At 38.3% G+C, this 24,768-nt stretch carries 35 protein-coding genes; 4 read left to right on the top strand and 31 right to left on the bottom strand.

All coding sequences use genetic code 11. The features are described from left to right. Positions 1-331 precede the first annotated feature (331 nt). Positions 332-481: a hypothetical protein gene (locus tag IGJ12_RS04995; RefSeq protein WP_005229155.1), complete on the top strand. Its 150-nt coding sequence runs from the start codon at positions 332-334 to the stop codon at positions 479-481. Between the two features lie 59 nt (positions 482-540). Here IGJ12_RS04995 and IGJ12_RS04990 read toward each other — a convergent pair whose 3' ends face one another. Next, positions 541-729 carry a hypothetical protein gene (locus IGJ12_RS04990; RefSeq protein ID WP_034872503.1) on the bottom strand — a complete coding sequence of 63 codons (189 nt, stop codon included), beginning with the start codon at positions 727-729 and terminating at the stop codon, positions 541-543. 229 nt (positions 730-958) lie between these two features. Between IGJ12_RS04990 and IGJ12_RS04985 the strand changes: the two genes are divergently transcribed. From IGJ12_RS04985 to IGJ12_RS04975, 3 genes are all read left to right on the top strand, one after another. Continuing rightward, positions 959-1,618 (top strand): Ltp family lipoprotein, encoded by a 660-nt coding sequence (locus IGJ12_RS04985; RefSeq protein WP_430619429.1) that lies wholly within the window; start codon positions 959-961, stop codon positions 1,616-1,618. Between the two features lie 365 nt (positions 1,619-1,983). Then, positions 1,984-2,274, top strand: coding sequence for a DUF5960 family protein (locus tag IGJ12_RS04980; RefSeq protein ID WP_325843731.1), 291 nt, complete (start codon positions 1,984-1,986; stop codon positions 2,272-2,274). A 188-nt stretch (positions 2,275-2,462) separates the two neighbouring features. Beyond that, positions 2,463-2,732 carry a hypothetical protein gene (locus tag IGJ12_RS04975; protein ID WP_325843732.1) on the top strand — a complete coding sequence of 90 codons (270 nt, stop codon included), beginning with the start codon at positions 2,463-2,465 and terminating at the stop codon, positions 2,730-2,732. A gap of 276 nt (positions 2,733-3,008) precedes the next feature. On the opposite strand, the gene IGJ12_RS04970 is transcribed toward IGJ12_RS04975, so the two are convergent. The 30 genes from IGJ12_RS04970 to IGJ12_RS04825 all read right to left on the bottom strand — a co-directional run bounded on the left by IGJ12_RS04970 (position 3,009) and on the right by IGJ12_RS04825 (position 24,726). Then, the gene (locus IGJ12_RS04970; protein ID WP_430619428.1) at positions 3,009-4,031 is read right to left on the bottom strand and encodes a CHAP domain-containing protein; all 1,023 of its coding nucleotides are present in this window, start codon (positions 4,029-4,031) and stop codon (positions 3,009-3,011) included. A gap of 42 nt (positions 4,032-4,073) precedes the next feature. Continuing rightward, a complete protein-coding gene (locus IGJ12_RS04965) occupies positions 4,074-4,391 on the bottom strand; it encodes a phage holin family protein (RefSeq protein WP_430619427.1) in 318 nt (105 codons plus the stop codon). Position 4,392: 1 nt separating this feature from the next. Then, positions 4,393-4,725, bottom strand: coding sequence for a hypothetical protein (locus tag IGJ12_RS04960; protein ID WP_311824817.1), 333 nt, complete (start codon positions 4,723-4,725; stop codon positions 4,393-4,395). 1 nt (position 4,726) lies between these two features. Then, positions 4,727-5,086, bottom strand: coding sequence for a hypothetical protein (locus IGJ12_RS04955; RefSeq protein WP_430619426.1), 360 nt, complete (start codon positions 5,084-5,086; stop codon positions 4,727-4,729). 72 nt (positions 5,087-5,158) lie between these two features. Then, positions 5,159-5,299, bottom strand: a complete 141-nt coding sequence (locus tag IGJ12_RS04950) for a CD1375 family protein (RefSeq protein WP_311824819.1) — start codon at positions 5,297-5,299, stop codon at positions 5,159-5,161. 142 nt (positions 5,300-5,441) lie between these two features. Next, positions 5,442-5,726 carry a hypothetical protein gene (locus tag IGJ12_RS04945; protein WP_156237019.1) on the bottom strand — a complete coding sequence of 95 codons (285 nt, stop codon included), beginning with the start codon at positions 5,724-5,726 and terminating at the stop codon, positions 5,442-5,444. 4 nt (positions 5,727-5,730) lie between these two features. Continuing rightward, on the bottom strand, positions 5,731-5,988 hold the full coding sequence (locus IGJ12_RS04940) for a hypothetical protein (RefSeq protein WP_430619425.1): 258 nt from the start codon (positions 5,986-5,988) through the stop codon (positions 5,731-5,733). Between the two features lie 18 nt (positions 5,989-6,006). Then, complete coding sequence (locus tag IGJ12_RS04935) at positions 6,007-9,936, bottom strand: phage tail spike protein (protein WP_430619424.1); 3,930 nt, start codon at positions 9,934-9,936, stop codon at positions 6,007-6,009. Then, positions 9,936-11,975 (bottom strand): distal tail protein Dit, encoded by a 2,040-nt coding sequence (locus IGJ12_RS04930; RefSeq protein WP_430619423.1) that lies wholly within the window; start codon positions 11,973-11,975, stop codon positions 9,936-9,938. The genes IGJ12_RS04935 and IGJ12_RS04930 overlap by 1 nt, the downstream gene beginning before the upstream one ends. Then, positions 11,972-14,374: a phage tail protein gene (locus IGJ12_RS04925; protein ID WP_430619422.1), complete on the bottom strand. Its 2,403-nt coding sequence runs from the start codon at positions 14,372-14,374 to the stop codon at positions 11,972-11,974. The genes IGJ12_RS04930 and IGJ12_RS04925 overlap by 4 nt, the downstream gene beginning before the upstream one ends. Next, on the bottom strand, positions 14,375-14,755 hold the full coding sequence (locus IGJ12_RS04920) for a DUF5361 domain-containing protein (RefSeq protein WP_156237023.1): 381 nt from the start codon (positions 14,753-14,755) through the stop codon (positions 14,375-14,377). 11 nt (positions 14,756-14,766) lie between these two features. Next, complete coding sequence (locus tag IGJ12_RS04915; protein ID WP_430619421.1) at positions 14,767-15,030, bottom strand: hypothetical protein; 264 nt, start codon at positions 15,028-15,030, stop codon at positions 14,767-14,769. Then, the gene (locus tag IGJ12_RS04910) at positions 15,027-15,605 is read right to left on the bottom strand and encodes a phage tail protein (RefSeq protein WP_430619420.1); all 579 of its coding nucleotides are present in this window, start codon (positions 15,603-15,605) and stop codon (positions 15,027-15,029) included. The genes IGJ12_RS04915 and IGJ12_RS04910 overlap by 4 nt, the downstream gene beginning before the upstream one ends. Before the next feature lie 11 nt (positions 15,606-15,616). Further along, on the bottom strand, positions 15,617-15,952 hold the full coding sequence (locus tag IGJ12_RS04905; RefSeq protein ID WP_430619419.1) for a hypothetical protein: 336 nt from the start codon (positions 15,950-15,952) through the stop codon (positions 15,617-15,619). Beyond that, the gene (locus IGJ12_RS04900) at positions 15,953-16,189 is read right to left on the bottom strand and encodes a hypothetical protein (RefSeq protein ID WP_142972047.1); all 237 of its coding nucleotides are present in this window, start codon (positions 16,187-16,189) and stop codon (positions 15,953-15,955) included. Beyond that, positions 16,182-16,520 (bottom strand): hypothetical protein, encoded by a 339-nt coding sequence (locus IGJ12_RS04895; protein ID WP_430619418.1) that lies wholly within the window; start codon positions 16,518-16,520, stop codon positions 16,182-16,184. Before IGJ12_RS04895 ends, IGJ12_RS04900 begins: the two co-directional genes overlap by 8 nt. After that, a complete protein-coding gene (locus tag IGJ12_RS04890) occupies positions 16,462-16,905 on the bottom strand; it encodes a phage Gp19/Gp15/Gp42 family protein (protein WP_430619417.1) in 444 nt (147 codons plus the stop codon). Before IGJ12_RS04890 ends, IGJ12_RS04895 begins: the two co-directional genes overlap by 59 nt. A 4-nt stretch (positions 16,906-16,909) precedes the next feature. Further along, on the bottom strand, positions 16,910-17,236 hold the full coding sequence (locus IGJ12_RS04885; protein WP_430619416.1) for a hypothetical protein: 327 nt from the start codon (positions 17,234-17,236) through the stop codon (positions 16,910-16,912). Then, the gene (locus IGJ12_RS04880; protein WP_430619415.1) at positions 17,236-18,132 is read right to left on the bottom strand and encodes a phage major capsid protein; all 897 of its coding nucleotides are present in this window, start codon (positions 18,130-18,132) and stop codon (positions 17,236-17,238) included. Before IGJ12_RS04880 ends, IGJ12_RS04885 begins: the two co-directional genes overlap by 1 nt. A 4-nt stretch (positions 18,133-18,136) precedes the next feature. Continuing rightward, entirely contained in the window at positions 18,137-18,598 is a 462-nt protein-coding gene (locus IGJ12_RS04875) for a capsid assembly scaffolding protein Gp46 family protein (protein ID WP_430619414.1), read from the bottom strand. An 80-nt stretch (positions 18,599-18,678) separates the two neighbouring features. Continuing rightward, positions 18,679-20,088 (bottom strand): DEAD/DEAH box helicase family protein, encoded by a 1,410-nt coding sequence (locus tag IGJ12_RS04870; protein WP_430619413.1) that lies wholly within the window; start codon positions 20,086-20,088, stop codon positions 18,679-18,681. 59 nt (positions 20,089-20,147) lie between these two features. Beyond that, complete coding sequence (locus tag IGJ12_RS04865; protein WP_430619412.1) at positions 20,148-20,909, bottom strand: hypothetical protein; 762 nt, start codon at positions 20,907-20,909, stop codon at positions 20,148-20,150. Further along, positions 20,902-22,143 (bottom strand): hypothetical protein, encoded by a 1,242-nt coding sequence (locus IGJ12_RS04860; protein ID WP_428219171.1) that lies wholly within the window; start codon positions 22,141-22,143, stop codon positions 20,902-20,904. Before IGJ12_RS04860 ends, IGJ12_RS04865 begins: the two co-directional genes overlap by 8 nt. Positions 22,144-22,290: 147 nt before the next feature. After that, the gene (locus tag IGJ12_RS04855; RefSeq protein ID WP_154694554.1) at positions 22,291-22,623 is read right to left on the bottom strand and encodes an HNH endonuclease; all 333 of its coding nucleotides are present in this window, start codon (positions 22,621-22,623) and stop codon (positions 22,291-22,293) included. A gap of 33 nt (positions 22,624-22,656) precedes the next feature. Further along, positions 22,657-23,004, bottom strand: coding sequence for a hypothetical protein (locus IGJ12_RS04850; protein ID WP_375826527.1), 348 nt, complete (start codon positions 23,002-23,004; stop codon positions 22,657-22,659). Further along, positions 23,001-23,195 (bottom strand): hypothetical protein, encoded by a 195-nt coding sequence (locus IGJ12_RS04845; RefSeq protein ID WP_156237036.1) that lies wholly within the window; start codon positions 23,193-23,195, stop codon positions 23,001-23,003. Before IGJ12_RS04845 ends, IGJ12_RS04850 begins: the two co-directional genes overlap by 4 nt. 59 nt (positions 23,196-23,254) lie before the next feature. Continuing rightward, on the bottom strand, positions 23,255-23,434 hold the full coding sequence (locus IGJ12_RS04840; RefSeq protein ID WP_375826526.1) for a sporulation protein Cse60: 180 nt from the start codon (positions 23,432-23,434) through the stop codon (positions 23,255-23,257). 288 nt (positions 23,435-23,722) lie between these two features. Next, positions 23,723-24,175, bottom strand: a complete 453-nt coding sequence (locus IGJ12_RS04835; RefSeq protein WP_375826525.1) for a hypothetical protein — start codon at positions 24,173-24,175, stop codon at positions 23,723-23,725. Between the two features lie 143 nt (positions 24,176-24,318). Further along, positions 24,319-24,495: a hypothetical protein gene (locus IGJ12_RS04830; RefSeq protein WP_430619411.1), complete on the bottom strand. Its 177-nt coding sequence runs from the start codon at positions 24,493-24,495 to the stop codon at positions 24,319-24,321. Between the two features lie 3 nt (positions 24,496-24,498). Continuing rightward, positions 24,499-24,726: a hypothetical protein gene (locus tag IGJ12_RS04825; protein ID WP_430619410.1), complete on the bottom strand. Its 228-nt coding sequence runs from the start codon at positions 24,724-24,726 to the stop codon at positions 24,499-24,501. Positions 24,727-24,768 lie beyond the last annotated feature (42 nt).

The following is a 24,768-nucleotide window of genomic DNA, read 5'->3' as shown; positions in this document are numbered from 1 at the left end:
CCTTATGATATCAAGGTTTCCAATCATCTCATACTCTCAATCTTACAAATTTGTTATCTAAGAAAATAGCTATCCTCAAAATTCTTAAGAAATTTTTTATGAATTCTATTTTTCTGAAAATATACAAAGATACTTTTCCCGAATTTACTGACTCCAGCAAACTTCTTTTGCTTCCATTCTCAGCATTGATTTCCTGAAAATAATCAGTCAGATTTGTTCGTTTGATAGTTTTATTGGACTATTGTGAAAAAAAGTGTTATTCTAACTATGGAATTTCGTTATCAACTAACCGTTGCCTTTCAATGACAAGTTTTAAGAAAGGAGAATGACTATGACATTCTATAACACAGATCTACAATATCGTGTAACTCTGGATACCAAATTGAATTTATTTATCGTTTTCGATAAAAAAGATGCGAATCATTTTGCGACTGGAATTACGATCGAGCAAGCTGTACAAGAATTGAAAAAAACTGCATAAGGAGTTTATCCAAATGAAGGATACCGATTCGTACTGAAAGCACCTCGCTAAGGAAATAATTAGCTAGGTGCTTTCTTGTTTTTTGGCTCGCTTTTGTCTGTTGCAGCATCCACTTCTTGCTTCTGTCCACTTTGCTGTTCATCTAGCTGTAAGATTTCATCAACAGATCCTTGCGTAATAAACTTACTCAATCCCTGTGCCGCAACTTTTGTATAACGCATAAAATAATCTTTTTCTTCAAAATCCATCTTCTTGCCTCCTACTGATAAAACTGTGCTTTTATTAAGTTTACCATCTATTTCACTAGTCATTCTTGAGCGTCATTCCTTTAATACTTATGAATGATCCATTAATAGCATACACGTTACATTTGTCAAATCATCCTTTTCCTCTATTCATGAAAAGACAAATCTGTTTTCTGGTACAGAACATAGTACTATTGTCTTTTCAGGAGACTTTTATTTAGGAGGAATTTTTATGGCTACGTTTTTCGCCATTTTGTTTTTCATTGGATTGTTCTGTTTCGTTTTTGGCATTGTCTTATTTTATATTGGGCTAGTAAAACAAAATGCAAAACGAGATCGAAACGTTTTGATCATTGTCGCTTCCGCTTTTATTGCCTTGTTTTCTTATGGTGGCTTGTCCTTCTACCAAGATGTGACATCTTTCGATAGCATCACTGCGCAATTAATCCTTTCTTTACGTAACGAATCAAGGCAAAGCGAATCCTTTGGCGATGCCGCTGCTTCCATGGAACAACCACAAGGAGAACAAAAAGCTGGCAACAACGAAGCAAGTAGCGCACAACAAGAAGAACCCGCGAACAACGAGCAACATACACCTGAACTTTCTCGTGAAGAAAGAAATGCACTGAATCGTGCAGAAAGATACTTATCCAGCAATGCGTTTTCTCAGTCGAGCTTAAAACGCCAACTACTCTATGAAGATTTTTCTGAGAGCGCAGCAGACTTTGCCGTAGCCACCGTGGATGCCGATTGGAACGAGCAAGCATTGAAAAAAGCGATTCGCTACTCGCAAAATTTATCCTTATCGGATGAGCGTGTGGCGAGCCAACTTTCCTTTGAAGGCTTTACTTCTGAACAAATTGAATACGCCTTATCACGTTTGCCCGATTGATTCTTTTCGTTTGTTGCAGGACCACAAGCAAAAAAGATATCGGCAAGTTGACGGAACAATTATGCTGTTTTCTAGACCGAGTGTAAGTTAATCGCTTTTCAGATGGTTATCGATCAACCTCGGCAGTCATTTATATTCTTCTGCCCACAACAAACAAAAAAGCCTATCTCGAAAGATAGGCTAAACGCTCCAAAGCGTTGGTATAAGGAGAGTACAAGCCTAGAACCCCCTTTAATATCATTGATTTAGAAGCTCTTTTTCAAGGTTAATGCAAAATTGGTGCAAAATAATTTTTCCCATTTATTGTTTGTCACCCTTTACAAAAAGAACAAATGTTCGTATAATTCCTGTAAGGAGTGATTGATATGCAAATACCACTTGCGCACCAGCGGACATATGCTTTTGAACGCTACTATTATGAATTCATCGAACGAATGGGCCCAGCTCATCTATTATATGATCAATTTGTTATAACAATGGAGAATTTTGGTAAGCCCTATTTCACCGTACCATCAAGCTATAGTGGTTACCCAAAAGAATTAGCTTATGTATTTAGGAAAGACGGGGACAATTATCTATTCGATCACGTTAGAACGCAAGACGAGATTCTTCGAAAATATGATCCTAATACAAAGTATAAACCCGGCGGAAATTGATATGAATATCATCAGCCAATACGAGCAAGGCTACCTATCTCTCTCTGAGTTTATAAATGAATTTCCGAATTCGATTTCTGAATCTCAGGAAGCTTTATACGGCTCAAAATGTATCGAGTTTTATGTTGCTATCGCATTAGGTAAAACGGATTGTCGCTATTATGTACAAGCTTACGGAGGCGATTGTTATGAAAACGATGAAAGGCTATGTATCGAAGATACGTGTGTTGAAGATGAGCAAGACCCCTTTGGTGCGGTTCTCTTTGGATAATGAGAATTGCTTGATTGCAGCGCATAGTTTGAACTTCTTGGCAGATGTAGATGAAGGAATGCAAATTGTGGTTGCTGGTGAGTATAATAGTAGGAAACAATTTGTTGTGAAAAAGTATACGGTGATTGGCAAAACGAAGATTATGATTGAATTCGAAGCAATGAAAAAAGCCCCCTACTCTAATTGAGTAAGGAGTTTCTCTATTGTGTCATGAATTTACAATTACAATATGCTGAAAAACATAAAAGTATTTTAGACGATATTCTAAACAATAATATTTATTAAAATGAAATAATGATAAAATAAACATCGAAGAGTGTTAGGCGCACTTCCCCAAGTTTCCACCGCCTAACTACTCTTCATAAAGTATTGCACGCACCTACTAATCTATAGGATAAACCTGGTTACTGCAAGTAAAACGAATATCATCTATGTACAAGCCCGCAGAAGCGGGCTTATTTATTTACCATGGTTTTCCTTTTGACTTTAGATTTTGTTTGATTTTCTTAGCCAATGCAGACGGATTCGTGATTTCCTTATCTTTAGTAGTACCTGCCTTACTTTGCATACTTCCAATAGTTCCAGGACCCATGTTTCTATCAACTGTAATACCTAGATCTTTTTGAATAGCTGCCACTAGATCACTACCACCAGTACCAAAGGTGATACCGGTGATTCCTGCATTCCAAGTGCCTTTAATTTGACCAGAGATAATCCCATCTACTGTTTTCAGACCATAATATCTTTGCAAGTATTTGTTTAGATCAGTATCCCACTTATCATTTACAGTGATATTGGAAAATGGATTGGTTGATGCTTGATTGCTTGAAGATCCTTTTAATAACTCGGTAACTTTCTTTTGAACTGCATCATAAGAGTAACCTGCAGCTGCTAGTTTCTTCTTACGGTTGTCACCATTCCCCCAAGCACCATTGATCACTTCTTTTGCGATTGTTTCGATCGTTTTTTGTCCTGCTATGCCACCAGATGATGCGGAAGCGTCGTAAGATGGACGAGCATACCCTCGAATATATCCCCAACCTACTGGTATCACACGCCGTTTTACTTGACGACCGTAATTCCCTTCGATTGTAGTGATTACACCATTCGAAACAGATTCAACGAATCCAATATGGTCCGCCCATCCATCATTGGGTTGTGTGACATCATCCCAATTGAAAACAACAATATCCCCGGGTTTAGGAGTGGCCTTTCCGTCTTCGATCCAAATACCTTTTGATTTGAAAATATCAATATGACGCTGTACGCCACATTCACGCCCAATCAAATCAGTTGCGCCTGCTTTAATTCCAATCACTGATACAGTAATATCGCACCAATCATCTGTGTATTTTGCTTTGTACCCGACAGGCAGAGGTTTTGTTGCATTATAGAGATCTACAATATTATGATGTGCTGTTGTCCCCATTACTGTTCCGATTAGCTTTCTAGCCTCAGTTAAAACTGTATTTATTGATACACCCATGTTTATCTTCCTTTCTACGAAAGAAAAGAGCAGCCACTTTAGCTACTCCTTCTTTTCTGTGAACTCTTGACCATCGCCATAATCAATTTGTGGATTTTTACCGTTTAAATTTAATAGTTGTACAAATAATTGGTGCATTCCTGTTGAAGCGATCCCGCTTACCGCACCATAAACAATCGCCTCTACTGTCAACCCATTGATAATTGCTCCTAAGATTGCTCCCAAAACAATAACGATTAACGGAATGTAGTTATTGGCCACTGCTGCAAAAACTGGCGTTGATTTGATCAAATACCCCACTACCAAACACGCTACGACGATCACTGGGACTAGGTACTCCTGTAAAAAATTTAAATCCATTTTAATTTCCACCCTTCAAAATTTTGTTCTCGTTTTTTAATATTTCATTTTCGCCTTCCAAGACATCTATAACATCTTCCAATCGGTCAATTTCCTCTTTGTAAAAGGCAATTTCCTTCTCATATTTTTCTTGCAATTGCTCCACTTTCTTTTCCAATTTATCAACTTTGTCTTGCAGCTCTTTATTTATCGCTACATACTGATCATATAAAGCCTTTGCATTCTTGACATTCTCATTCTGCAAGCTGACTTTGTTCGTCGATTTAGTCGCAAGATAGGTGCCAGTTGAAGTGACCAACGCTACCAAAATCAACGTTATTTGCTGTGCATCCATGCTAGCCCTCCTTTAGGGCTATTCCAAAAGCAAGAGCAGCCATTCCAAGAGAAAAAGTCCACACAGTATTTGGTGGCGGTGTTAAAAGAAAAGAAACTGAGAAGACTGACCATACAGTCGCAAGTAAGATGAGCGATCCATACTTGACATTTTTGTTGTTTAACCAGATTCCAATAAGCTTCAGGCACCCTAAGATAATAAACACTGCACCAATGAATTGGTTGTCAAATAGCTCGTCAATTAAATCGTACACTTGGTATCCTTGTAAGATTTGTGGATAAAAAAGAAGCATCGTTTCGTATAAAATAGAAACAATACTTAACACTAGGCTATCCCATTTTAGGATAATTATATTTTTCATATGCCACCTACTTTCCTAAATTAAAAAAGCAACCGACTAACAAGCCGATTGCTCCAACTGCAGCATATATAATTAATTTGCTTCTTCTTGCTTTTTTGCGTTTGTAACAATTTCTGCAACATCTTCACGAATTGATGAAGGTACACTTTCAATTGTACGCTTGCCTTCAATGATATGAGTCGCATACAACATTTCTAATGCTGAATATTTCATTTTATCGCCTCCTTCTTAGTTTTGATTTGATATACACCAATACAGCTATTAGTGGAATCCAGATGTACCAGTAATCAAAAAACAAGCATAGATTAGGAAGAGCTAGGATTTTTTCTATAAAAATCTGCATGTTAACCACTCCTTATCTACTTAACAACATGTCTGACAAAGACAGTATCGCTTCTTCTGCCATTTCTTGTCGTTGTTTCAGCTCTTCATTTTCTTGCCGTAGTTTATCGATTTCTGTAGGTTCTTTTACAGTATTTTCATCAATGATAGATTCAATAAAAGCATCCATCTTTATTTCGCTATCGTTAAACTCCTCTAGAATTACATTGAATAGTTCACTCATTTCAGGAGTAGAAGGTCCTTTTTCTTTGATAACATGTTGAATGTAGAGTTCTTTATATCTTTCTTTAGCATCCATAAAATTACCCAAATAAATGCTTTTCAATATTTGCAACTTTTTCTTCTAAAGTAGCAACACGATCTTCTAAAGTTACTTCAGGACCATAATATTCATTTCGAATTTCTTCAATTAATGCATCCATCTTTGCAGGATTATCACCGAAAATACTTAGTACCTCATCGAATAATTGACTAAGTTCTGGACTCATTGATCCACCATTAACCAAAATTTCCTCCGTATAAAGTCTTTTAAATTCTTCAATTTTTTCTTGATCAGTCATATTTTTTTCCTCCTATTTTTATACGTCTGCTGCTGCAAAACAACATGCAATATTTAACCAGGAATTAACCCCAACAGCTTTATCTTTGAACTGGCCATCTTGCCATCCACGGTGACGTGCTAATAATAATTGTCCATTTGTCTGCACCGTTAATAGATAAATATTCGTTCCAGATGCCTGGACAATAAAGTTAACGGGTGTAGATGGTCTAAACCCCACAGGTAAAGTGCCCATGACAACATTTTCTACGCCTGCTGCTAATTGATTTAGATTCTTAAACGCTCCAGCTAATTGAACAACACGCCCCATACGCTCTGCTGATGGATAATTCGAAGCACCTGGGCTTGGATTATATTGTTCCCAACCGCTTGCTGCTGGAATTCCTGTCTTTCCTATACTATATAAATCTTGAAAAGTTAGATTCCCACCTAGACCACGGCTATCAGTCATAGTAAATGCATATGGGGTAATTGATAACGTTCTATCTGCATTCGTACTTTGAGATCCTTGAAAAACAACAAACTGAATGTCTTCATGACTAAATTGCGAGAAACCATTATTTTGAACAGATCCATTACTTTTCAGATATGTTTGAAAATCGTTTCTAAAATACCCACCTGCCATTGATAACTTACCTTTTCGCCAAGTCGTTCCACCAGATACAATTTGATAATCATATTCAGAATATAGACCGTCTCCCTGAATTTCTACTCCATTTATTATTCCGGCAGTGATTTCACCTAAGTTAGCGCTTAGTGCATCAAGAGATTCAACTGCTAAAGTTGCACTAGCATATTTCTTTTTTTGCCAACCACTCTTGTATGTGTATACCGCAATAATTTTATCACTCGTGGTTGATTCAGTTTGAAACCATGTTGCTCCTTCTGTGGTATCGGCTGGTTGAGTAGGTTGCATATAGGCAACCCCCATAATACCCCGATCACCTTTTGGTCCCGTTGGTCCTTGGGGTCCAGTTGCACCCGTTTCGCCTTTATCGCCCTTGATTAATGACCAAGAATAATCAGCTGGATTAGTACTTTCAGTTGCAGTTGTTTTATTGTACGCTAGACCTATATAAGTCTTTCCTGTTGGGCTATCCGACATTCCTGCGCCAGAAGAAGATGTAGCATATTTAATCCAAGTATAGAGCGTTTGACCATTATCTCCTTTCGGCCCTTGAGCACCATCTGATCCTTTGATCAATGACCAAGTGTAATCAGCATAGTTTGTTGATTCGGTAGCTGTCGTTTTGTTATAAGCCAATCCGATATAGGTCTTTCCTGTTGGACTATCCGACATTCCACTAGTAGGAGTGTCTGCATACTTTAACCAAGTATAATATGTTTGACCATCAGATCCTTTAGGTCCTTGGATACCTTGGTCCCCTTTTTCACCCATTTTTGCTGCAGAATAACCTGATTCATTTGTTCCATCTGTATATGTCCAAGTGGTTTTGGTCCATAAAAAAGATCCAGCTGGTACATTAGGTATTGATGTAGTCCATCCAGTAGTTGGTTTTACAGTCCCAGAAGTTGAAGATACATATTCAATTTTCGTGCTTGAAATTCCTACGCCATCTTTTCCCGCAATTCCGTCAGTTCCGTTGTTACCATCTTTTGCATTGTATGAAACAGTATAGCCAGTTTCTATTGAAGAATCTGTGTAAGTCCAAGTAGTTTTAGTCCACAAATACTGACCCTTAATTAATGTCGGAACTTGTATAGTCCATCCAGAAGTTGGGGCTGACGTGCCACTTGTCGATTGAGCATAAGTAATATTTGTATCAGAAACCCCAACACCATCTTTCCCTGCGATACCATCTTTTCCATTTTCTCCATTCATACCTAAAATTCTTTGCCAAATATAGTCGGATGGATTTGTTGATTGAACATCACCAAAGGTTGTGAGAGTGCCGACGTAAGATGGATAGGCATCAACAAAACTTTCAGATGGATTTGGTGTATCAATAGTAACTTTCTCACCTAATTCAATTTTTACATTTTTAACCGTAGGTATTCTTCCAGAATCATACGTGCCATAAAAAGCTAGTAACGCTTTGGTCTGGGTGCTGCCTGTTTGAATATCTGGCCATACAGTAATGCTATAACGTTTATATTCTTTCGTAGCTTGAACACTTTGTGAACCAATATTATATTTGGTTCCACTGCCATTTTGAGAATATATTTGAATCGGGCCAGCAACTACTGACTTTAGATCAAAAGAAATTGTATATTTCTTTTTTATTCCGAACTCTTCAAAAACCGGAGCCATATCCCATCGATCATCATTAACAAACTCACGTGCAGAAGTTTTTTCAAACCGGGTGATCGGAAATAGATTTTCGTTCGGATACGGAATGGTAAATCGATTGGTACCATCTGGACTCCATGAGTATGCTTGATAGATATGTGCATCTTGCCCATCTTCGCCTTTGACAAGCTGCCATTTGTAATCTGCCGGATCATTTGATTCGATTGAGGTCAATTTGTTGGTTGCCAGTCCAATATAATATTTTCCGGTTGGATCATCAGTCATATTGGTTCCTTGGTAATCATCCGCATATTTTAACCATGTGTAAGTCGGTTGACCATTTTCTCCGGGAGGACCAGGTACACCTTCCCCCACAAATTTTACCCAAAGTCCCCGATAATCTGAGGGATCATCACTTGCTGTTGGGACACCTAGCACTTGCTTAATCGCAATATAGGTTTTTCCGGCTGGCAAAGCACTGATTCCATTCCCTTCCTCATCATCGGCATAACGGATCCAAACATAGGCAGTTGCTTGCTTTAATTGATCAGCTAACTCTTTGAGCGATTGACTGATACCACCGTCTTGTATAAGATAGTCCCCTAAAGTAGCTTTATATTCCTTTGTTGAGTAGATACGTGTTAACTCTAATACTCTGGCACTCAACAAAAGTTCTTCTTCCTCATCAACTAAATAAATCGTATCGCCTATTTTTACGTTGTCAGGTAAATTTGCAATATCAGTTTCATAATTGATCGCTGGTTGACTCGCTTTTTCAAGCTCCCGGATAACATTGTCGCAAAGTGTTTTTTGATCAGTCGTTTCGTAGGTTTTCACACGTTGGATATGTCCGGCATTTGGATTTGGATTATTGTTTGATAGTAATCGACTCCAAATCTTCACTGACTCCATGTCCTGCATGACACCAGTTGTCTTGTTTAGAACAAAACGCCCATTTTGATCTTTGTAGTTATACCCTTTTAGATTAATTGGTTCATTCTTGCCATCTGGCGTACCACCAGTTGCCACGATAGCTGTACATAAATCATAGATATTGGCTTTAGTCACAATATTATTGATATCTTTATCCATATACAAGGTAACTCGATTATCCGCTCCACGCTTCTTTCGAACATCTACAAATCGTTTCACAACTTGTGTCCCAATGATTTCAAATGAAAAACTCAGTTCTGCATTATCAAATTGAGTGGCCAAAGAAAGCAAACGAGCTAGAATCGTCTGGCTTTCACTCTCCCATTTCAACGTGCGACTGAGATTACTGATTTCATTGATACCTATTTCAAAGCCAGTATCTCCGGCAAAAAGTTTGAAATACTCTGCAAATGTCATCGCTTTGGTTGCACTATATGCATCCACCAATCCATTGATCAGATCCATCCCTGCATCTTCGGCTCGAATGAAATGTTCGCCCTCTTTCGGATCGTGTTCAATTTCCATGATCGTCATAAAATTTGATTGGCCATTTTCATCTTTATACAAAATATAGTTTCCATAGTTCGCCATAGATTTGACTTGATCTCGTTCTTTAGCCGAAAAAATAAGCGTCCCTTCGAATGTTCGAGAGGCAGCGCTTATACTAAGAATATCTTGATCATTATAAATAGCTATTGGAGCTTCAGTACTTGTAGAAGCGATCCCTAGGAGATTGAATTTTCGATCAGTGAAGTAAAAATCCATTAGATATATGCCCCCCTTAGTTCTACTTCAAAATCACACATGTTTGCCCATGATGACACAGCTGGCATGACAGTTGTGGTTCCTGGTTCAATTGCGAACCGTTCCCAAGTGTTTCCTAATGCATGCAGCTTGCGGTTCTCAACACCATTAAGCATTATTTTACGTTCCTTCACATCAATTTCTAGCAAGTCCCCATCATCAAACAGATTCGGAATATTCGTGATTGTTGTTTCGTTGTTCCAGTAAAACTTGATATCCGTACATCCCATAAATGCTGGTTCTTGTCCGCCCCATGCTTGATACCACACATTCAACGCAGTTATATCAGTTGTGGCTAATTCCGGAATTGTAATTGGAAAAATATAGTCCTGTGAAGATATAATCCCTTCCCCACTAAACGATTTCCATTTAGAAAATTTAAATGTAATATCCGTACCATTAACCTTTTGAATGGACGCCTCCCAAAAGGACCACGTCCACACCTTTTTGTCCAATGTTTTCGAATGAATCATCGTTTGATTGTGCCAAAACTCAACTATCAGCTCTGACTTAACACCTGAGCTATCACGCACGACAATGCCTAGCTTTGCTTCATCTCCACTTTGCAAAGTTAGTGATATCCGTCCTCTTTGTTTAGCTGTTGCTTCAAAGTTTAAACGAGCACGTAGCAAGAAATCGCCATTTGCTTTGTTTGCACTGTTTTTAGCTAATGGTGTATATAACGTTGGTCCAGCCCAAACTTCTTTTTTGTTTGGTCCAAAAATTGGGCGGGCTCCGTTTGGATCAGTATCCCAATCGATATCACCCTCAATGATGTTCGGGGTTGCTGGATCATATAGAAAATACGGATAGATTGGTACGCCTTTGTTGACCTCAAATTTATCAGCGTTATGCTCCATATTGGCGCTCAAAACTTTATCAGTTCTAGTTCCTTTTACGATGTCAACATCCTCACTGGTCCCAAATTGCAATATTCCATCATTCTGATTGACAACACCGACAAGACCATTTTCACCGTTCATCGTTGCACGAATAATTGGCCAAGATTTATATGTTCCGTGATTCGTCACAGCAACATAATCTGCCAATTGAGCGGTTGGTTCGGCATAATCTGCGAGCTTTTCCCCTAAGTTATACTGCGGCTTTGAATAAGAAACTGCACTTCCTAATGCTAAACAGGTGATCAGATTTAGTGCCTTGGTATTTGGATTTGAAATAGTAAAATTAATATCTAGATTTTGGAAATTGCCCAAATTTAAAGCGGCAGGTTTCGCTTCATGAGAAGCAAGAACCTTACCGCCTGCATAATCTAATTCTTGAATCACCGCAACCGCACTTTTTGATCCGTTTGTATCTCCTTGCAATGCCTTATCTATTCTTAGTGCTACACGTCCCCAAACCTTATCTCCTTGTTTCAGCTCAGGTAAATTCCGTGCTGTACTGTTGCTATTTTGCATGATGTAAGAGCCGTTGTATTTTACTTCACCTTTATCAGCAATAGTGTTTGTATCACTTAGATCAGCACCCAAGATATTATGAGCACCGTTCGTTTCATTTAATCGAGCGGTCCATTGCTTGTAATACTTATCTTTCTTTCGAAATTCCGGATCTAATACTTGATTCTCTGCACTATCAATCGAGATATTAGAAAATATCCGAGGATTAACATCATAAGAAACACCATCTGGTACAATCCAATTAATCGTACCCTTACCTGCTCTAACGATATCATCAATTCCAACATCGCCAGTTGGGATTGCATACCATAGTTTATCCGGTTCGTCACTAAAAATTAATGGTTGAGGTTTTTTTTGAGCAATGATTTCTGCAAGTATATGTCTTTTTTTGTTTACATTACCTACCAATGCAAATCCCATTGGAATTGTTCGTCTTCCTATGGTTCTATCAACATACTTTTCACCATCAGATCGACCAACTTTTTTGGTATTATATTCTATCTCTGGTAACAAACCTCGATCAAGAGAAGTCACTATCAAATTTTCTGTAATATCATAGCCTGCATACATTACTTTGATCACACAATCCCCTCCTGATTTCTCTTTTGCCTACGTTGCATCTTCTGAATCTCTTCCCAAGTGAATTTAGCTGTAGCTTTCCCCATTTTTCTGCCTTCTATTTCAACTGTCACAGGTATTTCAAACACGCTTCCATCTGTAGAAGAACTTCCTGCTAATTCAGGTGTATATGCTGTACTGGCTAATTGACTTGCCGCTATTGAATTACTTATTCTGCTTGCTTCAAGAACCATCTGACCTGATGGACTAAACTCATTACTGATTTTTTCGGCCATACCTGAAACGTTTTTTTGCACGTTCTTAAAGTTTTCTTTTAAGCTATTATTAAAACCACTCATAATTGCTTTCCCAGCAGGTACCAATAATTTTTTATCGTAACTGATTGGACCTTTATTCTTTTTGATCCAATCCGCAATACCTCCTACAAAGTTTTTAACTGCTCCCCATGCTGACTGTAATCCCCCAAGGAACCCATTCATGATAGCCCTACCTGCTCCACTCAAACTGATATTTTTAAGGCTATTAAATATATTTTTTACATTATTTACTATCCCACTAATGCTTGAAGCTACACCAGATATGGCGCTCCTCACACCATTCCAAGCTCCTGATACTCCAGATTTCATCGCATTACCAGCACTACTCATCCCACTGAAAAATGAACGAATCCTGCTGACCACACTTCCAATGACATTTCCCACAGATGAAACTACTGCTTTAATCCCATTCCATGCAGCACTAAGCATACTTTTCAAAACATTCCCTGATGACCCTGCACTCGTGAAGAACGATCTTATTGAAGTAATTACAGAACCTATGCTTTTTCCAACAGTCGAGATTATCGCTTTTATATTATTCCAAGAACTAGTCAAGATTGACTTGAGAGAGGTTCCTGCACCCCCAAGATTTGCAAAGTAGCCAATAACTGTCCCAACCCATTCTGCAACTTGAGTCAACGCCGGCACACATGCCTTAAAAGCATCTACCAAAAACGAGATTACTGGTGTCAAAAATCCTATAGCAGTAGTTATAGTATCGAATGTGGCAGATACTCCAATCAGAATTCCTTTAAATACACCTCCGAGAAATGCTCCAACCACTTGTAAAACTGGCATTAGTGCATCCGCAAGAACTGCTATCAACGGTTGAGCTGCATTCCACATTTTCACAAAAGAATTTACTACCATATCGATTGCAGGACTGACAATGCTCATCATTGTACTGAAAGCATTTGTAATTGCTGGGATAATTGCAGAAATTAAAGCCTGTAATCCAGTAAAATCAAGTTTAGTAAATGCAGTAGCAATTGTACTGATAATCGGAGTTATTGCTGACACAACAGTTTGAAACAACTGGGGTAGCTGACCAAAAGCTGTTCTAAATGCTTGGATTATAGGGTCTATTGTTTTTTGGATGTTGGGCAATAAGGATGACATGCCGCTCCCGATTCCGATTCCTAATTGGCTCAACAATTCTTTACCACCTGCCAAGAATTTCGGACCTGCTTCTTGAAACAATGTAGAAAACACTACTGGCAATCCCTTTAGAATGTTTCCAACCATCGGAATAAAATTATCAAATAAAAATGTTGATGTAGTCTGTGCTAAAGCTTTCAGCGAGGGTTCAATATCTCTTCCTAGTGATAAATTACCAAGCACATTTGAAAAGGCGGATTTCATAGATGTGAACGATCCACTAAATGTTTCAGCAGCTTCTTTAGCTGTTGTTCCAGTAATACCTAGTTCTTCTTGAACTGCATGAATCGCACTATAGACATCACTCAAATTGTTGATGTCGTATTTAACACCTGTCAACTTAGTAGCATCGGCAAGAAGTCGTTCCATCTCCGTTTTTGTTCCGCCATATCCGAGTTTCAAGTTATCCAACATAGTATAGTTTTGTTTGGCAAAACCTTGGTAGGCGTTCTGAATATCGCCCATATTCGTCCCCATCTTATTGGCATTATCAGACATATCAACCATTGCCATATTTGCTTTGTCAGCTGCCTTTTCAGTATCACCACCCATGGATTGCAATAAACTCGCACTGAAACTTGTGACATTTTCCATATAATCATTTGCTGATAATCCAGCAGTTTTATATGCCTCATCAGCATACTTCTTAACTTTATCTGCACTACCTTTAAAAAGTGTTTCTATACCACCTAATGATTGTTGTAAATTTGCACCTTCTGAAAGTGAAGATGATATTATTTTTCCTAATGCCACACCAGCAGCAGCAACTGCCGCAGCTGCTGCTACTTTAATTCCTGTGCCAATCTTCAATCCAGCACTTTCTCCTGCAGCAGCTGCTTCTGGATCAAGTTGTTTTTGAATTGACCCACTAATCCCTTTGGCAGAAGGCATAATTTGCACGTACGCACTTCCCAACTCAATAGCCATTTATTCACCTCCATGGATCGTGTTTCCTAAAAGTTGCTGTCTCATTTTTTCAAAATCCTCACCAGAATCAAATATGATTTCTTCTTTCTCACGTGGATTATTTTCGGATAATTTATGCAGTATGGACTCAGGTCGATTTACATTTTTTTGTCCATCTTTAGTTTTCGTCCATAGCAAAAGTCTTAAATTATCACTAATCCCTGCCAAAAGGATGGTGTCTAGAGGGATTTTTTGTCCGCTTAGCTTCATTTTTATTCTGGACGTTTCTCTCAATCCGCAAGAAAAAACAGCCACCATAGAAGCTGGCAGCTGTTTATAATCATAAATTTGATAAGTTTCAGCCAAATCACAAACTAGTGCATCTTCATCTACACTAATCATTCCAGCGAGGACTAAGAGTTTTTTGTTTGTGCTTGGTTTTGAAAAATATTCCCCAATTCTTCTACCATCTTTTCAGCTGGAACAATACCATCTTCATCACGTACATGCTCTTTTAATGCACTAGCTTGCTCTTGTCCAAGCAAAAGCTTTAAGGCCTTGGGAATAAGTGTTGGATTTTCGTCAACTTCAGTAATTACTTCTAAAAGTTCGTAGTTATCCAATCGCTTTTTTTCAATGGAGTATACAAATCCAGAATCTGTTTTGCCTTTAATCATTCTGTTTCGCCTCCTGATGTAGTAGGACTTTGGATATACTCGAAGTGAGTATTACCTTCTTCATCTGACGGAACAGCCGTAATAGTCGTTTCATACCCTACTGCATCCGCATCTGTATAATTAATTTCTCCAATCTCAGATACTTTCGCATTAGGAATAACGATTCTTTTCAGGTTTCCGCCTTTTAGAATCATATCAACAACAATCGCATGTTCTTCTAGTTCTTTCGAATTAGCTTTGATCGTAATTCCAGTGACCAAAGTACCGGATACGTTTGTTGATCCATAGACTTCTTTAAGCACCTCAACGTTTGTTGCTTCAATCAACGTATACGTAAAAGTGTCTTCTTTTTCGGTTTGTACCGAAGCAACAGTATCCCCTCCCCAAGCTTTAATATTTTCATTTGATGGAGTATTTGAGTTAGTCATACCGTCTTCTGAAATGTAACCCAAAGGTTTGAAAGCAGCATTCAATTCTTCTTTGGCATTCTTGGGTACTGTTGTTCCCAATGGTGCCGAATAAATAGCTCCACCTACCTTGGGTTTAGCTGTTGATACATTTTTTGCATCTGACATTTTATTACCTCCTAATAATGAGTGATATCAAAAACAGCTTGATATCGGTATTCTTTCGTAGTTGTATCCGTATAGTTATAATCACTGTTCAACTTGATTCTGCTAATTTCATCAAGTGTAATCAATTCTTTTAAAACTGCCTTTAATTCAGCATTCAACACAGCTGCTTCATATAATGTTGGTGCATAACTTTGAAATGCATACGTTGAAGAAGAAATCTGATTATTTTCTCCACTACCAGTCTTTTCAAAAAGAACGTAGCTTTCTGGCATCTCTCCTTGCTTTTCTAAGAAAGACGTCACAGACAAATGACTATCTAGAAAATTCTTGATCACAATTTCGATCATTTATCTCACCGCCTTAAGCAACGTATTATTTTTCATGTTGTCCTTTTTCGCTTGATATGTATCAGCATAAACCATCGCATTCGCCCTGGTCTTTCCAACAAACGTATCTTGCTTATAGCCTTCTCCTGCACGATTACGCACAGAAGTTGCTTTTTCTTCAAGAACAGCTTGCATTGCAGCTGATTTCATCAAACTAGCAACACCACTACGATTTAATTTAAATTTCAAATTAGCCATAGCGCTCCACCATCACTTTCTTATTCCAATCAAGTGGGATTAAATCTTCGATACCCTCGATAGGGAAACCAAAGGTGCGCCAGCGTCTCCCAAAAAATTTTACTTCCTTGTCTTCCCAATCATTAGTATCTCCTTTAGGGATTGCCAACGTATATACAGCTTTTTTGCCCGTTAAAGTAAGTTGATTGACAATATCATCAGTGGACGTAGGGCTGACCAAGACATTTTCAACATCAATATCTGTTTCTTCGTAGATTGGATTCCCGAATGGATCAGTTCCCGTCTTGGTCAAACCCACCAATTGAATTGTTATGCCTTTCAAAAGTGCCATAAGGTTCGATCACTCCCATCCGCTGCCGTCTTAAGCCAAGGCGGCTTAATTCGCTGTTTTTAATAAATAATCCGCCACCTGGCACAAGGTACGATCCAGAAACGGAATAACCCAATGCTCCTTCTGCATACTGGGTCATTGGCTCCTGATCAGTTGATGTCATTAGTGTTCTAGCTACAACATCAACAGTTACCGATTTGACAACATTCAAAAAGTAATCAGGCTTCATGCTTATCATGTTATCTAAATCTTTTCCCACCTTATCGGCTTCCATTCGCAAAGAATCAGAAACAATATTGAGTAATTCAGTAGCTCGCGTGATTTCTTCTGGTTTTAGCGCACGCCAGAGGTTTGATAGATCTTCAATAGTAGCAAAGGCTGCCATGAAATCACTTCCCTTGCATCATCAAATCGTACAATTCTTGCTTTTTAGAGCTAGGGTTATACTTGATGCCAAATGCATCTAATTCCTGCATGATTTGCTTTTTAGTAATGCCTTCTAATCCAGCCACTTGTTCATCTTTTTCATCGGCTTGTTGTTCTGGAGTAGCAGCTGGTGTTTCAGATTCATCGTCAGTATTTTCAATTTCTACTTCATTCAGAGCTTTTGGTTCCTCATCAGTTTTTGGCTCATCTTTCAACAAGACCCAATCACCGCCAGAAACAACGCAAGGGCTACTAAAAGTAACCCCTGTTTTTGTGTTTTTATATTGCATTATTGTCCGCCTCCTGCTGCTGGTTTAATCACACGAGCAAAGCTATTGCCATCCATAATTCCCCAACCCAAATAAGTTTCAGAACGCAAGTACACTTGGTTGTAACCTTTCAAGTCTTGGCCACTGTTGTCTGGATCACCATATTTGATAACTTCCAATGGGATTTCTTTTGCGTATCCCCATTGGAACATAGAAGCGAAATCTCCAATCAAAACTAAGTCATCCCCGCCGTTAGAAACTGTACGGTTGATATCTGTTGGAATTCCGCGAACAGCTCCAGGATTCGCACCCCAAGCAAGTTCTGGAAACTGTTTAACTCCGTTAACTTTATATGCTGCTAAAGCAGATGAAAACTGCGGATCCATCGCCATACCCGAAATTACACCTTCCGAACCTTGTACCATCGAAGCAGCTGTTTCAATGTTTACATCTGGATCTGCTTCATTAAAGTCAACTGTCTGAGTTACTTTTCCATCAAAATGATTTGTACCGATAATCGCTGATGCTGAGCCAGTACGTGGGTTGATTCCGTGGAACGCCATCAAATCTAAACCGCGAGCAAGCTTGCGAGCATAACCATCATTGAACGCTTTTACAATATCAATTTGTTCTTCTTCTGAAGCATACAAGAATTCATCAGAAATACGTGCACCGTATTCGACTTTGATTGGTACGATAGTCAAAGGTGCAATAGAAATTCCACCGTGTGTTTTCTTGCCATTTTCAGCAACGATATCGATTTCAGAATCCATAGTGAAAGTGAATTCTTTTTGACCGTTAAACGGAATTGGTTTTTGTTGAGATAAAGTAACCAGTGAGCTTTTGCCTTTCACTTTGTTGATAAGGTCTGAAACTAATTCTGGATCAAATAAACTTCCTTTTGATAATGTTGGCATAATATTATTCTCCTTCTAAATTAAGATTTTCAATTAGATTTTTATATGCGCCATCTTTGCCTTCATCCAAATTCTTTTCAGTATTTTTCAAAGGTGGCGGCGTTTGTTTCTTGCTTACGAAACCTGCTAACCGTTCTGCATCTGCTTTGATACTTTCCTCATCAGAACCAATCAAACGATCCGCCAAATCAATAGGCAATCCGTTTTGTAATGCAATTCTAGTGCGCAAATTTACTGTTTCTTTCTCAGCAATTTGTTTATTTAGATCAGCTATTGTTTGCTCATGAGTCTTAGCGGCAGTGCTTGTTTCCTCGATAGTTGATTTCAATGCATCTACTTCTGTTTCTAATGCAGCATTACGTGTTTTGATTTCATCGTAATCAGCAAACTTTCCTTTTTCACGATTCAATCTCTCCTGGATAATACGGTCCAGTTCCTCTTGTGTTTCAATTGCTTTGAATGTCATAATTCAAACTTCCTTTCTCCTGCTTGCCCGGCAGTTCGGTAATTTTGCGTATTAAAAAACGACTACCGTTAAATAATCGTCTAATACCTTTTTTGTTGTTTTTTCTTGGGCTTCTTGATACTGCAAGCCCAATGCGCTAATAGCGCACTATCCATTAAACAGATATCTCTATCATCAAATTGCGATTTATAACCAAATCCACCATTGCTTCCGATATTACGCTTCTCACTGTTCGTAACTACCGAACTTAGTGACGGTTGATCTTTGTGGCAAATGGTTTGTTGGAATATTCCCTGTTCCCACAACGAATTGGCGGTAATGATCTCGGATACTTTAGGAAGCACTGGATCCTTGAGTTTAAAATCTGCCATTTCTTTGGTTAGGATATTTTGACCGCCGGCACCGTCAATAACCACTGCATTTACTTTAGCTTTTCTCAAGAAATTAATGATCCATTGATTGCCATTTCTTACAGACACACAATCAATTGTTTCAACGAATATTTTTCCGGATAAAGTTTTAACCGCAATACTCATTGCAACATTCTGACCATCATTCCCATACTTGATACCAACATACAGAGGTCCTTTCAATACAGGCAAAGCTACTACTTTCAATCTTGACCAATCACTAGCAGAAATAGCAGATTTTTGATTGTACTTCGGCCAGTACCCTAAACGCTGCACGTTGTGATCGAGTTTGTCATCACCAAGTTCCGCTTCAATCTTTCTTTCCGTCAAATGATAACCTAATGAAGGATTGGAATTGTACCAAGCCTCGACATCATGGATATCTTTCATATCCTCAACTGACCATTCGGACCAACCAGAATACTTCGATTTACCAAACAGCGTTTTGTCGCGATAACTTGTAAAAACAGTACCGCTAGATACCGGGGTAGGTGGTGTACCACACATGATCGTCATTGGGTTTTTGCTATCGGTTACGGTATACTTCAACGCTGATTCTTGTTCAGTGGTATATTCTTGGGCTTCATCAATTACAAGCAGATCAAATCCTTCACCAAGACCACCGCTAGATGTTCTTGTTCTAAACTGGATCACGCCGCCAGTCGCATACAACTCCAATCGTTCTTGGCCTTTGGCTTTGATTGAATTGAAGTCTTCGCCCTCAATATATCCCGAATCTTCAAGCAGTTTTTTCACCTGCTCATATGAAGCATGGGACGTACTGATCCTGTGAGCCGTATGCAATATACTTAACCCTTCTTCAAGCGCATCTAATTCAACGATGTAAATAACTTCGGTTTTACCATTTCGCCGTGGAATTGAGAAACCAAACTTTTGGTGAACCCACAAATCATCTTCATCGATGGCTAAAAGAGGCTCAAGCATATCAATTTGCCAATCGTAACAATTTCGTCCAGTTCTTTGGTATCTTTCAACCGCTCTTTGAGATACAGATCTATCATATGGAAGAATTACCGATTGAGTAGGATGTTGATTACCAAATTTTACTTTAGTAGCCATAAACTATCCCCTTTCAATCTCGATCATGCATGATAACCCTGTCGCTGGGAGATATTGGATCACACATCCTTTCTCAAATTAAGACTTTTCCTATTTTGAATTTTTTGTTCCCTTTGTGGATCAGACCATGTTTTTGACCAAACATTTTGTTTTCGCCCATCGCCTGGTTTGTATTCGACTATACATTTACACCTTTCGTGCCTTCTGTAAATATCATCTGGTAAATCGTAATAATCAAATGATCCCGCTAGTTTTCTACACCAGTCACACGCATGACCAACAAGGGTTCTGTTTATTCTTGGTCTAAGACCTGACTTTGCATGAAAATCAACATTTGCTTTAATGACATCGTCAACAACGCTTTGACTAAAATTTACGATTGGTTCTCCTAATAGCCACTTAACAGTATCGAAATCTTCTGCTGCTGATATCTTGTTTATAAGTCCATTCACCCTATCTTGGTTGAAATCAGGTTTCTGACCTTTAATTTTAATTGCAGCTTCTTTGTTTAACTGCTCTTGAACATCAATAGCAAAATTTGAAATCAAATCGTAATTATTTTTCAGTGTTTCATTAAGCACCCGATCGGCAATATTAAAATACATTTTCCCATCTGGAAGTATGTCAATGCTGATATTGCTGCCTAATACATTTGCTAATATTTCTCCAATTTCAATAGAAAACTCATTTACATTTTTGTATGTGGCCTTACGATTTTTTAGCAAAGAAAAAGCAGACTTCAACTTCTGACTGTTGATTGTCTGCTCACTAAAATCATTTTTGATTTTTTCTAATAATGCAGGAACAATATCATTATCCATCGATATCGCCACCTTTGATTCCGGTTAAATCCCTAATTGTTGCACCGTTGATATAACCAGGAACAGCTTGATTCACTTTGATTGCGCCATCGCCGATCAACGTGAGTGTATTGGCATCAGCTTCAAACAATGGTTCCCACTTGATAATTGTTTTAGCGAACTGATATCTAAAATAGGGGTATTCATCACGTAAACAAGCAGCAATAAATGCTACGTTCAATATTCCAGATCCTAACGATCGTTGTGCTTTACGTCCTGCCAGTCTTAAATTTTCATGACTAGCTCGAATCGCTTCAACCGATGACGGATTATCCGAAACAAATCCCAGATCATCCAAGGTCAGTCCAGTTTCACCAGCAAAACCAGCAGCCGCCGTTTTCAATTGCTCTGTGAAAGGTGTCATACTAGAAGTCGTGAATTGACCAACCGTAGGACTGCCACCGTCTTCACCTTTAGTAAATTCAAGCATCGCCGAAATTGTTGCTTTCCAAGTATCCAACGGTTCTGAATCTTGATCTGTCCCCAACACGTATTTTTGTGGAAAGGAATAAAATTCTGCTGTTATATCAGAACGTTCCAAAGTACGTTTGGCAAGCGATTGATAATACATACCTGATCGTGTGATTCGAGAACGACCGAACGGCCGTACTGCATCTGGACGGTGGATCACCGGCACTAACAATGGATAATCAAAACTATGTTCAATAGGTTCATCCGGTATATTTTTATCAGCGTAATAGTAATGCGTAATACCCGGAAGAAAATAAGCTTCAATTGCAGGATTTCCATCTTTATCTCTTTCAAGCACTGCGTAACCCTCGTTTAATAATCCAGTGATTGGATCAATAACCCCAGTTGCGTTGCTTGCTTCTATAATCTGCAGTCGCGGAATATCGCCCTCTCCTTTTGAAATATAAACGAATGAGCAAGAAGCGATTAACGAAGATAAAACCAAGCTATCAAAAAAGACATCTGGGTTATTTGCTTCAAAGATTTCATTCACTTCAAAATCATCATGGTCAAATTCACGAAATACTAAACGATCCGCAAGTGAATCAACACCTTTAGCACACCACCCTAAAACTGACCGATACTTTTTTCTTATTTCTGATGGAATGGTAATACCGAAACTCGATTCTTTCTTTTTCATATCGTATTGTTCATACCGCATATCAACACGAATTTTATGCGTGGACAGCTTGTTCCTTAAGTAATCAATGCCATAAAAATCCATTATTTTGCTCCTTTCAAAATATCGCGCGAGAAAATATGTACAGTGACGGCGTGAAGCTCAGCCACATGGCCGGAGGGGTACCCACCCCCCTCTCCTTTTGCGCGTATCAGGTTTTAAAAATATTTTCGTATGATTAATACAAATTATTTAACCGCCATAAGAAGCCCAATCAGCGCTTTGTGGAAGGTTTCTATTACCGATAACTTTCGGTGCTTCGTCCTTGGTTGTGTAAAGCTTGTCAGACTTCTGTCGGTTGCATGTCCAATGGGCCAGCTGCAGGTTGTCAATGCTTGATGGATGACCACCTTTATTGATTGGAACTATGTGATCAACTACTGGACTCAAAGGGTGCGGTGCCTTCATAGTTTTATCAATAGGCTTACCACAAATCCCACAAGTGTTCTGGGTCTTCATCAGTATCTTCTTGTTCTTCTCAAAGGCTACCCGGTGGGGTCCTTGTCTATCCGCTCTTAGTGCCATAATAGAGGGGGTCCTTTCTTAGGGGTGGGGGTACTAAAACGTTTCAATGTCTACGGATTTAAAGACATCTAATAACTTAGGGAACTGAATAGCAATCCAATCCACTATTTCTTCATCTCTTCCCCATTTACTATTGTGATCCAGTCCGGATTCAAATAAGGTTGCATGAATGATCTCATGTCTTATTGTTCTCTTCTCGTAATGTTCCATAGCCTGCATGTTATCTGGATTACCATCATCAAGTGTTGCAATGAATATTTCTTTGGTAGTGAAGTCCGTCAGTCCGTCAGCACCACTCATGAAAGGCTTATCAATTTCAGATGTATCTTTGTATATTGTGTACTCTGTTCCTAATACATTTACTTTGCTATATTCCTTCATGATTTTTCTTCCAATGCCCAACCCATAATCTTGGGATAAATGAAAACCGCATTACGTCTTACTCCGGTTGACACACCTAAATAGTTAAATTGCAGCGAATCAAGATCATCTGTTGAAACTTCTTTAAAATCTTTTACATCTTCGAACTTCATAGTTTGCCCATCTGGTAGCCAAATAATTAAACTTTTCATTTTCGGGTCCTCCTTAAAAATATGTATAAAAAAAGACACCCTTCTGGATGTCCTGATTATTATTTGTATAAGACTAGAGCAGAATGATTAATACACGAAATACCACTGCTTTCATCTAATAACGTCTGATACTTAATATCAACTATTTCTTTTTCTTCTTGTGCTAATTCAAATAGAAATTCGTTTAGATCGTCCTCAAAATTTTTTACGTTTGAGCTTATTATTACTTCAGCTTTCATAGTATCACCTCCATTCAAGATAAGCATACTCTATGATAGAGATGAAAACAATTACAAAAAGACAGCACTAGCAAATTTTGAAATGAGGAGTTTCACCTCGATTCAAAGTAATGTGCTGCTTTTTGTATTCGTCAAAGAAGTTTCGCGATAAGGAGATTGCCTCCTTTCGGTATTTGGAATGTTGTGAGTAGTCCAACAATGGGCTCTCCGTTTCTTCTACGCTATTACTATATCTTATAAAAATCAATATGTCGGCTTAAAATAGGTACAGTACTTTCATAGTACCTTTTATAAATCCACCATCACTGGATCTTGTATAGCGATCTTATATTTTAACCTTGTCTTGTTGATAATATATTCATCTACAAAAGTAAGAGACTTCCTTAACTGAGAATGACGACTTTTAATATAGGAATAACTGTAGGATAAATCTTCAGATATCTCTTCTAATGTTTTCCCCTCAATGTATTTTAGTCTAATTATATCGTTATCTAGACCTCCGAATGATTCAATCAAAGTTGTTGTTTCCTTCTTCTGCTCAATAAGGAAGTTAATTTCCTTTTCTAATAACATTATTTTTTCTTCTAACTGGGCTGATCTTGAATTCTTCTCAAGGCGGATATTTGAAAGGTCCCCACTGACCCAGCGTTCTAACTCTAGTTTACTTTTGTTAAGATTCCACTTGAGATAAAGTATTTGATTTTCTAACTCTTGATAATCTTTTAGCCATTGAAACCTCACAAACGCCACCCCTTTATGGTAAAATAGTCTTGTCACAGGTCACTTACTCAAAAGGTAGTGGCTTTTTTTATTTATCAAAATGTGAGCCATGTTGATGTTCTTCATCGATGATCAAACTCATCAAGGTCTTACCAAGGACCTTTTTATTTAATTTTCCATTTTCCTTGGCTTTTTCTAGCAACTTGCGCTTCTTCTTTTTTACTTTCGATTTTTTCTTTGGCAATGGCTTTCTTCTCCTTTTCATCTAATTCTTTACCAAAAATCACACTTGCGAATACTGTGGCAAAAAGTGCCACGGCTACTAACACTGCAAAATCCATCATTTATCCCCCTGCTTCCATCGCATCCCTAACCAACGGATCATTGATAATAATCTTGTACTTCATCTGCTCATGCTGCAGTTGCTGTTCTAGCTGCTCAATTTGTTTCTGCTGGTCAACTATTGTATAGGATAGCCAACTAAAAATAATCACACCTATAATAAGTAACGAGATTATCTTGATCAATTTCTTCAAATAAGAAAATTGACAGTTATAAAATTTTGAATTCATAGATTTTCACCTTCTTTGTTGATATAATTTTATAAAAAAGGA

This window comes from Enterococcus sp. DIV0802b, from assembly GCF_050543535.1.
Lineage (GTDB): Bacteria > Bacillota > Bacilli > Lactobacillales > Enterococcaceae > Enterococcus_D > Enterococcus_D entomosocium.
This window is presented reverse-complemented; position numbering and strand designations above follow the sequence as displayed.